Annotated in this window: 9 protein-coding genes; 5 read left to right on the top strand and 4 right to left on the bottom strand. The window is 44.8% G+C overall.

Annotated elements, in window-relative coordinates; genetic code table 11:
- Window position 1 precedes the first annotated feature (1 nt).
- Window positions 2-991 carry a 6-phosphofructokinase gene (pfkA, locus tag NM125_RS14995; protein WP_255135789.1) on the bottom strand — a complete coding sequence of 330 codons (990 nt, stop codon included), beginning with the start codon at window positions 989-991 and terminating at the stop codon, window positions 2-4.
- A gap of 98 nt (window positions 992-1089) precedes the next feature.
- Between pfkA and NM125_RS15000 the strand changes: the two genes are divergently transcribed.
- Genes NM125_RS15000 through NM125_RS15010 form a run of 3 tightly spaced genes read left to right on the top strand, consistent with a single transcriptional unit; the run spans window position 1090 to window position 5211 of the window.
- Window positions 1090-2109 carry a polyprenyl synthetase family protein gene (locus tag NM125_RS15000; protein ID WP_255135790.1) on the top strand — a complete coding sequence of 340 codons (1020 nt, stop codon included), beginning with the start codon at window positions 1090-1092 and terminating at the stop codon, window positions 2107-2109.
- 4 nt (window positions 2110-2113) lie between these two features.
- The gene (locus NM125_RS15005; RefSeq protein WP_255135791.1) at window positions 2114-2884 is read left to right on the top strand and encodes a UDP-2,3-diacylglucosamine diphosphatase; all 771 of its coding nucleotides are present in this window, start codon (window positions 2114-2116) and stop codon (window positions 2882-2884) included.
- A gap of 5 nt (window positions 2885-2889) precedes the next feature.
- A complete protein-coding gene (locus NM125_RS15010) occupies window positions 2890-5211 on the top strand; it encodes a penicillin-binding protein 1A (protein WP_255135792.1) in 2322 nt (773 codons plus the stop codon).
- A 3-nt stretch (window positions 5212-5214) separates the two neighbouring features.
- On the opposite strand, the gene NM125_RS15015 is transcribed toward NM125_RS15010, so the two are convergent.
- From NM125_RS15015 to atpD, 3 genes are all read right to left on the bottom strand, one after another.
- The gene (locus tag NM125_RS15015) at window positions 5215-6120 is read right to left on the bottom strand and encodes a hypothetical protein (RefSeq protein ID WP_255135793.1); all 906 of its coding nucleotides are present in this window, start codon (window positions 6118-6120) and stop codon (window positions 5215-5217) included.
- Window positions 6121-6225: 105 nt separating this feature from the next.
- Window positions 6226-6483: an ATP synthase F1 subunit epsilon gene (gene atpC / locus NM125_RS15020; protein WP_255135794.1), complete on the bottom strand. Its 258-nt coding sequence runs from the start codon at window positions 6481-6483 to the stop codon at window positions 6226-6228.
- Between the two features lie 18 nt (window positions 6484-6501).
- Window positions 6502-8001, bottom strand: coding sequence for a F0F1 ATP synthase subunit beta (gene atpD / locus NM125_RS15025; RefSeq protein ID WP_255135795.1), 1500 nt, complete (start codon window positions 7999-8001; stop codon window positions 6502-6504).
- Between the two features lie 244 nt (window positions 8002-8245).
- Between atpD and NM125_RS15030 the strand changes: the two genes are divergently transcribed.
- A complete protein-coding gene (locus tag NM125_RS15030) occupies window positions 8246-9835 on the top strand; it encodes a DUF4139 domain-containing protein (protein ID WP_255135796.1) in 1590 nt (529 codons plus the stop codon).
- A gap of 600 nt (window positions 9836-10435) precedes the next feature.
- Window positions 10436-11755, top strand: coding sequence for a 16S rRNA (cytosine(967)-C(5))-methyltransferase RsmB (gene rsmB / locus NM125_RS15035; protein ID WP_255135797.1), 1320 nt, complete (start codon window positions 10436-10438; stop codon window positions 11753-11755).
- Window positions 11756-11793: the final 38 nt, after the last annotated feature.

The following is an 11793-nucleotide window of genomic DNA, read 5'->3' on the forward strand; positions in this document are numbered from 1 at the left end:
GTTACCTTAGAATTTTTGCTAATTCAATTAATGAATGGTCTAACTCTTTCTTTTTGGATATGGCAACACGCATTGGCGTAAGTTTCAGAGAATTATTGACCACACCAACCATAACTTCACTGTGACCTTCAATTAATACTTTCACAGCGGCCGCTCCAAGCCTGCTGGCCAATACGCGATCCCGCGCTGTTGGCGCACCGCCTCGCTGAATATGACCTAAGATACAAACCCGCATATCGTACTGGGAGAAATCATCTTTGATTTTTTCAGCCAATTTAATGGCTCCTCCGGTTTCGTCTCCTTCAGCAACTACAACCAGGCTGCTTCGGCGCTGTTCTTTCAGCATGTTATTAAGCTGACGTTTAACCTCTTCCACATTCGTGAGTTCTTCCGGCAAAAGGGCAATTTCAGCGCCACTGGCGATACTGGTTTCAAGGGCAATAAAGCCGGTATCGCGTCCCATTACCTCAACGAGGAACATACGCTCGTGAGCATCAGCTGTGTCGCGGATTTTATCAATGGCTTCCAGGGCTGTGTTTAAAGCGGAGTCGTAACCAATGGTTTCATCCGTCCCAATAATGTCGTTGTCGATTGTAGCCGGAACACCAACTGCATTTACCCCATGCTCTTTACTGAGTAAATTTGCTCCGGTGAAAGTACCGTCTCCGCCAATGGCAACAAGTGCATCGATATTATACTTTTTCAGATTATCAGCTGCTTTTTTCCGTCCTTCTTCGGTTCGGAATTCCTCAGAACGCGCTGATTTCAAAATGGTACCGCCACGTTGGATGATATTAGACACCGAGTGCGTATCCATTTCGACAAATTCATCGTGAATTAAACCATAATATCCGTGTTTAACTCCATATACATTAATTTCTGATTGTGCTGCAGCTCTGACCACAGCCCGTACGGCTGCGTTCATTCCGGGAGAGTCTCCTCCACTTGTCAAAACTGCAATAGTTTTGACTTTAACTAAATCTTCTGACATAAATTTTCAATGAGAGTGAGTGATTGAGAGTAAATAATTGTTTCGTATTATGAGTAAATTATTACACCGACAAGTTTAAGAAAATTTCAACACAATTGATGATCGATAACCAAGAGTTAGAGCAGATAAATTCGGAGACCGTTACCCGCAAGACCTTAAAGGAAATTACCGCCCCTGTTTCTGAAAACTTGTCGGAATTCAGGAGCTTTTTTAAGGATACCATTCAATCGGATGTATTTCTGTTAGATCAAATCATCAACTACCTGTTGCGGCAAAAAGGCAAGGAGCTTCGACCTACCCTTGTGTTCATGAGCGCTAACCTGTTCGGTGAAATAAATCAAAGAAGTTACATCGCTGCTACAATGATTGAGCTGCTGCATACGGCTACCCTCATTCATGATGATGTGGTGGACGAGGCAAACTCTCGCCGAGGATTTGTAAGCATCAATAAAATATGGAAGAACAAAGCCGGGGTATTGTTAGGTGATTATTTACTATCTAAAGGATTACTGATTGCTCTCGAGAATAAAGAGCATAACCTGTTGGAGGTTCAGTCGCGCGCCGTTCAGAAAATGAGTGAAGGAGAATTACGACAGCTCAAAACAGCCGGGCTGTTTAACATGACTGAAGAACGCTACTTCCAGATTATATCCGAAAAAACCGCCAGCCTTATTTCTACCTGTTGCGAATGCGGTGCTGTTTCGGTTACCGATGACGAAGATATCCACAAGAAAATGCGTGAAATCGGCATGTGTATTGGCATCGCCTTCCAGATCAGGGACGACCTTTTTGATTATGGAGTTTATGATATAGGTAAGCCAACCCGAAATGATATTCAGGAACGAAAGGTAACCCTCCCCCTTATCAAAGCTTTTGAGCATGCTTCCAAAAAAGATGCAGCACACATCCGGGCGTTGATGAAGAAAAGGAAGAAATCATCGAAGAATGTTGAGGACATAGTCGATTTTGTTCACTCCAACGGCGGAATGGAGTATGCCAAGCAGAGCATGTATGATTATGCAAATGAAGCTATTGAAGGTTTAAAAACGGTTCCGGATTCCTCTGCCAAACAAGACTTTGCTGATTTGATTCATTTTGTAATTACCCGGAAAAAGTAGTTTGATGGATTTTAGCCAGCACGTTTTTATTTCTGATGTACACCTTGGTGCTTTTTCTTCGGAAACCAATAAGCAGATTGAGCAAGACTTAATAGCTCTCATTCAATTTTGTAAGCAGGAACGGATTAAAATGCACATCCTGGGTGATCTTTTCGATTACTGGATGGAATATCCGGAGAAAGGTTTTGTACCTGCATTAGGTAAGCATGTTTTAGATGCCTTTGAGGATTATAACAAAACCGTTGCGCCTGCTCTGTATATAACCGGCAATCACGACAACTGGACATTCGGCCATTTTGAAGAGCGCGGTTTCGAAATTGAACCCAATTTCAGGCTGCTTGAACTTAATGATAAACGTTTTCTGCTGATGCACGGTGACGGAGTGGCAGCAAATAAGATTGATTTTCCCAGGGCTGCCTTTCATCGCTTGTTGAGAAACCCGGCTTTTGTGAGCACCTATCAAAAAATATTATCTCCGGAAGCAGGCCTCGCAACCATGAAAATGTTTTCCTCTGTTACAAGAAGGAGAAATAATCACAATCCCGAACCTCTGAACCGGCAGGCCAAGAAGATCTTCGGGCGTCATAATTTAGATTTTATAATAAGCGGACACGATCATGTGCCAAGAGTGGAAACATTTTCGCGCGGAGACTATATAAATCTGGGAACATTTTTTAACCACCGGACCATGGCCTTATATAACAAAGAAGGAATACAACTCGTTAAATGGAAGGCTGCATCAAAAAATTTTTTACCTTTCGAAGGAATTAAATAAATACCATGAGCGACGACAAGAAAGAACCCATCGATCATAAGCGGTACTTCAACGATCCGGAGTACCGAAAGAAGATATTAAAGGAGCGAAAGGAAAAAGGTGAATCAGCTCCTGGAAGGCCTTCCCCCTCATACCGTAAGGCCTGGATTTGGGCCAGTAGTATAGCCGGTGTTTTATGCCTGTTTGTGGCGGGATATGTGTTTTATTTATTCCAGGGACTTCCTTCTGCCGATGAATTTGAAAACCCTGAAACCGCCATCGCATCAGAGGTGAGAAGTCGGGATGGAGTAACCCTTGACAAGTATTTTACCGAGAACCGAAAATGGGTTCGCTACGAAGACATCTCCCCTCATGTAATTGATGCACTGGTTGCCACCGAAGACCACCGTTTTTACAACCATTGGGGCATCGATATGTATGCTACACTGGCTATACCATGGCACCTGATCAACGGTCGCTGGCAGGGTGCTTCTACTATCAGTCAACAGCTTGCCCGAAACCTCTATAAGAAAATCGGACAGGAATTTTCCATTGCCCGTAAGTTCCGGGAAATGATTACGGCCGCTCAGCTCGAAAAGCGGTACACCAAGCGTGAGATTGCCGAGATGTACCTGAACACGGTGGAGTATCCAAACTCAACCTTCGGTATTGAAGCAGCCTCACAGACCCATTACGGAAAACCTGCCAAAGAACTGAACATTAATGAAGCCGCGATGATGGTGGGCTCGTTGCAGGCCATTTATGCTTATAATCCAAGGCTCTTTCCTGAAAAAGCAACTGCGCGTAGAAACATCGTTCTTGCTCAAATGCATAAAAGAGATTTCTTAACCGATCAGGAATATATAACACTGACCGAAGAGCCTATTGGCCTGGATTATCATCCCCCTTTTAAAACAGGACGCCAAAGCCGATATTTTGGTGAGTATGTCCGCCAGCAGGTTCAGCCTTGGTTAGAAGAAAACGGATATGACTTATACAAAGATGGGTTAGTAATTTACACCACTATTGATTCAAGGTTACAACGCCATGCTGAGCGTGCTGTAAAAACCAAGCTGGATTCCCTGCAAAAAATCTATGAAGCTGAATGGACCTCCCCCGGTGGCGAGTACATGGATGAATTCTGGGAAAAGAACCCATTATTCCTGCGCCAATTTTTACGAGAAACCGACCGCTACAAAAATGGTTTCTCCAAATATGACACCAAGATAGAGAAAGTCGTTTTCGATTCTCTCTTTGCAGATACCGCCTTTGTTGACTCAGTGAAACGGGCACGGACGAAGCTCGAATCCGGATTTGTGGCAATTGAACCCAGCAACGGTAAAGTATTAGCCTGGGTGGGCGGAACCGATTATGGAAACGTTCAATACGATCATGTGTATCAGTCACGTCGGCAGGCAGGTTCTACCTTTAAACCCTTTGTATATGCCGTAGCCATTGATAACGGGTACAAACCGTATCACAAGTTTTCCAAGTTTCCGGTAACCTTCCGCGACCGAGCCGGAAAAATCTGGAACCCCAAGGATGAGACGGTGCATGACGGACCGATTAATGTTTCGCTGAGAGAAGCCCTCGCCCGCAGTATGAACAATGTAACCGTACGCTTGCTTCCTGAAATTGCCGGAGCCCCGGGTACCAATAAGTTGTGGGAATTAGATCCGGCTGCCCGGAAGATTAAGGCCATGGCCTCCAATCTTGGAATAGACATGAGCAAAACTCCGGCCTATCCTTCCATCGCATTAGGAACTGCGGAAGTATCACTGCTTGAGTTAACCAGTGCTTATACTACTTTCGCCAATAAAGGAGTTCATATTGAGCCGATTGCGATTACCCGTATTGAAGACCGTGAAGGTAACATCCTTAAAGAATTTCACCCCGACTACACCAAGGAAGTGATCAGCCCGGAAACGGCTTATATAATCACGGATATGCTTCGGGGCGTAATCCGTGGCGGGGAAGATTTTTATGGAACGGGCGTTCGTTTACGTAATGTGTACGGCGTTCGCCAGGATGTGGCCGGTAAAACCGGAACCACCCAGAACAGTGCTGATAACTGGTTCGTAGGCATGATGCCCCACATTGTGATGGGTGCATGGGTTGGTGGAGCCGATCGCCGAATTCGTTTCCCTGAAGATACTTATATAGGTCAGGGTGCCCGGTCTGCACTTCCAATCGTTGGTACTTTTATTAACTATGCCACAGCAGACGATCAAGCCTATTGGAAGTATGATGCTTTTGATCCACCCCCTGGATTTGTAATGCCCGAAGATCCTGAAAAGACCAACAATGAACTGGTTAAGGATAAAGACAAAGGAAGAATAGGCTGGTAATTGTTACCGGCCTTCATCCAGCCAATGGATGAGGTTTAGTAAAAATTGAATGTTTTGAGGCGCAAGGTTACGGTTGTTGAGCCCGAATTTAAACTCACCTTGATCATTTGTAATCTTTTGGGCGGTAAACATCGCGGCTTCTCCAAAAACGGCTAATCGCCCCTTCCCATATTCCATAGTTGCACCCTGTGCAAATCCCGAAAGATCTGTTGTTTTGGTAGTATCCGTAAATTGCCAGGCTATTTCAGGTTCAAGGCTTACATCACCCTCTTCAAAAAGCATGACTGGTGTTGCGTCGTAAGGATAAGTAAAAGCTGAGCCTGTGAAGGAAGTCACCCTGGTTATTCCGTCCGTAATTTCCGTTGAACTGAGCCTTCCATTCTCCATGCTAAACACATCCGGGCTATTCCCTTCTTTATTTAGGCGAGCAAAACCATTACTGAACTTAAACCCAAAAGCATTCGTAAGATTTGAAGCTGCTCCCGGAAAAGGCATATGATCGGCAATTACGAACAGACTGCCTCCCTCTTCCACCCATCTCTTGATTGTTTCTACTTCCCTGGCAGAATAGACCGGAGGATTGGGGAGTTGCCAATTGCCAAGATTACTTTCGTGAAGCGGGTTGACCGTAACAAAAATCCGGCAATCATTTAACTGAGCTATTTGCTCGGCCAGCTCGGGGAAATCTATGGTTTGATAGCCGTCTTTTCGAAGGATATAAGCTGTGGGAGCAAACCCGCCCATCAGCGTATGAAAGTTATTATGGGCAGAGTCAAAGCAAATTACAGATCCTTCGCCTGCCACATAGCGAGGTTCGTCAATATTAACCGTAAAAGAGGTATCGGGTTGTTGCTGGGCCAGGCCGTACAACGGCATAATCATCAAAACTGAAAGAAAGATATATCTCATGAGCTCAATTATTTAGTTGCTACTATAAATATAGTACTATATCCCAAATAAAAAAGCCGATGTTCCCACCGGCTTTTTAACACTAAATAATAAATGGTTTCAGAATCAGGCTTCTTCTACAGATTCTGCCAATAAAGTAAGTTTGTTGTTGTTTACTTCAACAAACCCACCGGAGATCAGAAAGTTTGTATCTCCATCATCTTTACGCACAAGTACACTTCCCTTTTCCAGAGTTGATACAATGGGCGCGTGATTTGCCTTGACTTCAAAGCTGCCCTGCGTTCCGGGTAACTTCACTCCGGTTACTTCTCCTTCAAAAAGAGAACCGTTCGGAGTTAAAATCTGTGCATTAAATGAGCTCATGAAAATACCTGATTAGATTTAAACAGCTTCTTGTTCTTCAGCTTCAGCGAGCAGCTTCTCACCTTTCTCGATAGCTTCGTTGATATCTCCTACCATGTAGAATGCGTTCTCAGGAAGGTGATCAAGTTCGCCGTCAAGAATCATCTTGAAGCCTTTAACCGTCTCATCAACTTTCACATAAACACCCGGCTGACCTGTAAACTGCTCGGCCACGTGGAAGTTCTGAGAGAGGAATCGCTGAACACGACGGGCACGGTGTACAACCTGCTTATCTTCGTCAGAAAGCTCATCCATACCGAGGATGGCAATAATATCCTGAAGGTCTTTGTAGTTCTGAAGCAGACGAGTCACGCGGTTGGCAACGTCATAGTGCTCTTGTCCAACAACCTTCGGATCCAGAATAGTTGATGATGAATCCAGAGGATCTACCGCTGGGTAAATACCGATCTGTGTTAATGCACGAGAAAGTACGGTTGTTGCATCCAAGTGAGTAAAGGTGGTAGCCGGAGCAGGGTCAGTCAAGTCATCGGCAGGTACATAAACGGCCTGAACCGATGTAATTGATCCGCTCTTGGTAGAAGTAATACGCTCCTGAAGGTCACCCATCTCGGTAGCCAGCGTTGGCTGGTAACCTACCGCAGAAGGCATACGTCCCAGAAGTGCAGACACCTCAGAACCGGCCTGTGTAAATCGGAAAATGTTATCAATAAAGAGCAGGATATCACGGGATACTTCATCACGGAAATACTCAGCTACTGTTAGCCCCGACAGTGCCACACGTGCACGTGCACCCGGAGGCTCGTTCATCTGACCAAATACCAGTGTAGCCTGAGATTCTTTTAATTTCGTTTTATCTACTTTGGAAAGGTCCCATTCGCCCTCTTCCATAGATTCTTTGAATTCATCGCCGTAGTTGATAATACCGGACTCGATAAACTCACGCAGAAGGTCATTTCCTTCACGGGTACGCTCACCAACACCGGCAAATACGGAAAGTCCACCGTGCTGCTTCGCAATATTGTTAATCAGCTCCTGAATCAATACGGTTTTACCTACACCGGCACCACCAAACAATCCAATTTTACCACCCTTGGCATACGGGCAAAGCAGGTCAACAACTTTGATCCCTGTCTCAAGCATCTCGGTTGATGTAGCAAGCTGATCGAAAGCCGGAGCCTGGCGGTGAATTGGGTAAGAATTTTTTCCTTCCGGAGCATCGATCCCATCAATAGAATCCCCTACTACATTAAATAGTCGGCCTCGGATATCTTCTCCCACCGGCATCGAAATAGCTTTACCGGTGTCAACAACTTCCATACCGCGAACAAGTCCGTCGGTAGAATCCATCGCGATGGTACGCACACGATCTTCACCAAGGTGTTGAGCAACTTCAAGAGTTAGGGTTGAGCCGTCTGTCATTTTAATCTCAAGGGCGTTGAGAACAGCCGGAGTTTTACTTTCAGAGAAATCAACATCAACTACAGGTCCAATTACCTGCGCTATAGTTCCTTTATTCATGTGCTATATCGCGATTTTGTTAGTTTTGCTTTGATGAATTAGTAGCCTGAATTATGCACTACTGCAAAGGCTGGTAAAGATAGGCAGATACATAAAGAGAGGCAATCAAAATTCTTATGAAATATTACAGACAATTTTGATGCACCCGTTTAGTTTGTTGAGCATCAGTCTCACATTAAAATGCGGGTTTATTTACGCCCAGCTATATTGATGTTAAACAACCCATTAATCAATCAAGTGAATTATGAACACCCTCCTATTTGTGCTCTTCCTTTTTGTGAATGCATTCCCGCCTGCCGACTCTCTGCTTACCACCTCTCAGATTGATGAAGTAACCGTATACAGACAACAAGCACAGATTCAGCGAAAGGCCGCCGTCAATTTAAAGGCCGGAAAAAATATCGTTGTATTTGAGCAGCTCACCCCTTCTATGAATCAAAACAGCATTCAGCTTAAAGCGGATGGACAGTTCACGGTTCTGTCCATAACGCAAAGGTATAACTATTTTAAATCTCAGCAACGAAATCCACAGGTCTTACAACTTGAACAACGAAGAGACTCTCTTCAGCAGGAAGTTACTTTCCTGGAATCGGACCTGAATGTGATACAACAGGAAATGAGATTATTGGAAAGCACCACCTCAGAAGTGCAAAATCATGAGCTGACTGCGGCTGAACTCACCCAATTTCTTGATCTTTACCGGAGCCGTGCATCGAAACTTGAGCGAGAGAGAATCTCCCTGTCCAAAAACTTAAATATCAAAAGGGCCGAACTTAATAAAATCAATGCTCAGATTCGAGAGTTGAGTGGGAGTCAACGTAATCGGTTTTCTGAGGTAATTGCTGAAGTCCATTCGGAACAGGCTCAAACCTTAACCTTTACTCTTAGTTATCTGGTCAGGTCTGCCAGGTGGACACCTTCCTATGATATCCGGTCGCAGAGTGTTTCAGAACCACTACACATCAATTACAAAGCAAAGGTATATCAGAATACCGGCATCGATTGGGATGAAGTGAACCTTACTATCAATTCAGGAAATCCATCAGCCGGTGCCACATTACCAAATATTTCTCCAACCTATGTCGATTTTGTTCAGGCCTATCCTCAACCTGCCAAACAGAGTATGATGGATGAATTAGTAGTTACGGGATATGCAGAATCTGATGCTGCCAAGCGAGCTGAGATAGCTATGGAGGCTCAGTTACCAAGCGTTGACTTCACCCAAAACCAAACATCATTTAGCTATAAAATTAACACTCCATACACTGTTCCGTCAGACGGGAAAGCCCATAATGTTGAAATTAAGCGAGCAGAAACAACTACGGATTACAGCTATTCAACCATCCCGAAGCACGCGCAACATGCCTACCTGATCGGGAAGATATCGGACTGGGATGAATTGAATCTGATTGCCGGAGAAGCCAACATCTATTTCGAGAACAGCTTTATTGGCACCACCCGATTAAATCCCAATTCATTTGGTGACACCCTGTCGGTTTCACTTGGCCGTGATGAAGGAATTATTGTGGATCGTACTAAGCTCCGGGATTTTGAAGAACGAAATTTCTTCGGAAACAGAGTCCGGGAAAAACATGCCTGGGAAATTAACATCCGGAACACCAAGTCCGAATCTATTACGATAACGGTAAAAGATCAGCTTCCGATTTCCGAAAACGAAGACATAAAGGTGAATGCAAACCGGCTTAGCGGGGGAAATCTGGACAAAGAAACGGGTATTGTAACCTGGACTTTAACCCTTTCTCCGAATAGTTCCGAATCGCTGAGGTTTGACTATCAGATCGAGTATCCGTCCGATCAAAGGATTAGCTACTAAAAATCTTATTAGTAGTTTCAAAATTGAAATGAGCCGGATCCTGAATAGCGCAGGGCTGAACCCCATGCTTGTGTACCGGAAGAGATTCGAAACTATTCATGATTTGTTGGTACTAAAGAGTACTGGTTCCGCTGCTCCGCTGCGGAACCCCACTGCGAGGCTCAGCCTCAGAATTGGCTGGGTTAGTTAGTTTTTAGTGATTAGAGTTAACTAATTTGAGAGAGAGATTTCGGGGGCAGAACGTAGTTATTGAGGAGGAGCCTCGGGCGGGCATTACGGAGCGGAGTATCGTAACGAAAACTAATTATTCATGATTGGGTGCTATGGATACCCCTGTTTTCCAGTAAACAATCATGCCGTTCACGGCTGGCTCGTAGAGATCACACACTCCAGCACTGCCAAGAAACCCCTCATAAGGTAAAAAAAACTGCTAAATTGGGTGTACTTCCATTAGCAACTCCCCTGTTAAAATTTTATCTTTACAAGCTATTGAGCCGCGCCTAAAACCGTGGCTCGTTTTATTGCATCATCCAAGACATCAAGGTGACGAAAATCACCTTTTTTTGTAGCAGGTAACCACAATTTTAAAACTCGACTCCTTTGGAAACTGAATTATCAGAACGCTCGGTAAGTGTAGACATTCTCATAAACTTCGATGAAAATCAGAGGCTGGATTATAACCTGGCTGATGAGCTTGAAACAAGAGAACGGGCTCAGGTCAGAGAATACGTGCAGAATATCATGCGTAAACGAAGCTATCTCGATTTTTTGATCGATGAATTTTCAAGCGTTTCCGTAGCTGAAATGAAGCCGGGCCTGAAGAATATCCTGCGCCTCGCCATTTATGATATGCTGTTTATGGATAGTACTCCGGATTATGCTGCCATTAACGAAGCGGTTGAGATAGCCAAAATGAAACTCGGTTCTAAAACCGGGGATTTGGTGAATGCCATTATGAGAAACCTGCAGCGCGATCGGGAAAAGCTTCCCAAGCCGGCATTTAAAGATCGTAATAAACTGGTAGCCACTACTTTCTCTCATCCCGAATGGATGGTGGAGCGTTGGAGAAAGCGTTTTGGAGAGCGTGAAGCTTTTCAGCTGATGCAGGCCAACAACTCCCGCCCGCATTATTATGTGCGAGTTAATACGCTGCGAACCAAGCCGGAAAATTTTGAGCTGCGCCTCGAAAAAATGGATGTTGATGCAAAACCAAGTGATTGGCTTCCCTACTACTATCAGATTGATTCTGTACAGCCGTTTATTTCAAAGGGATTGCTTTCAAAAGGCATTTGCCTTGTACAGGATATTGCCGCCGGTTTCGCCCCCACTGTTTTAGACCCTCAGCCGGGCGAGAAAGTATTTGACCTCTGCGCGGCCCCGGGAACTAAATCTATTATGATGGCCGACCTGATGCAGGCCGAAGGTGAAATTCTTTCCGTAGATATTTCTTCCGAGCGGTTGGAAAAGCTGGCTGAAAGTGCCCTGAATTACGGAGCCGAGAATATTAAAATCCGCCGCGGTGATGTGCTTGAAGTTTCCCTGGGATTGGCGGACGCCGTACTCCTTGATGCCCCTTGTACCGGAACCGGAGTATTAAGCAAGCGCGCTGACCTTCGCTGGAGACGTGATGAAGAAGGATTGAAAAATGCAGTTGAGCTTCAGGAACAATTACTGGAAGAAGCCGCCAACATGGTTAAGCGAGGCGGACGTTTGGTGTACAGCACCTGCTCTCTGGAACCGGAAGAGAATATGGAACAAATCACCAAGTTCCTTGAGAAGTACGATAACTTTGAACTTGAACCTCTGGAAGATTACCTGCCGGAAGAAGTATTGGCTGAAGAAGGCAAAGCCTACCAAACATTCCCGCACAAGCACGGCTGTGATGGTCACTTTGGCGTGCTCCTGAAACGAGTTAAATAATAAGTTTACAAACAATCGCTCCAACGCAGAGCGTGTGG

Origin of the sequence: Gracilimonas sediminicola, from assembly GCF_024320785.1 — a bacterium.
GTDB classification, from domain to species: Bacteria; Bacteroidota; Rhodothermia; order Balneolales; family Balneolaceae; genus Gracilimonas; species Gracilimonas sediminicola.

Excerpts from the sequence above, each read along its gene's own strand:
- NM125_RS15030 (WP_255135796.1), top strand. The coding sequence starts at position 8,246 with ATGAACACCCTCCTATTTGTGCTCTTCCTTTTTGTGAATGCATTCCCG.
- atpC (WP_255135794.1), bottom strand. The coding sequence starts at position 6,483 with ATGAGCTCATTTAATGCACAGATTTTAACTCCGAACGGTTCTCTTTTT.
- atpD (WP_255135795.1), bottom strand. The coding sequence starts at position 8,001 with ATGAATAAAGGAACTATAGCGCAGGTAATTGGACCTGTAGTTGATGTT.
- NM125_RS15015 (WP_255135793.1), bottom strand. The coding sequence starts at position 6,120 with ATGAGATATATCTTTCTTTCAGTTTTGATGATTATGCCGTTGTACGGC.
- pfkA (WP_255135789.1), bottom strand. The coding sequence starts at position 991 with ATGTCAGAAGATTTAGTTAAAGTCAAAACTATTGCAGTTTTGACAAGT.
- NM125_RS15010 (WP_255135792.1), top strand. The coding sequence starts at position 2,890 with ATGAGCGACGACAAGAAAGAACCCATCGATCATAAGCGGTACTTCAAC.
- NM125_RS15005 (WP_255135791.1), top strand. The coding sequence starts at position 2,114 with ATGGATTTTAGCCAGCACGTTTTTATTTCTGATGTACACCTTGGTGCT.
- NM125_RS15000 (WP_255135790.1), top strand. The coding sequence starts at position 1,090 with ATGATCGATAACCAAGAGTTAGAGCAGATAAATTCGGAGACCGTTACC.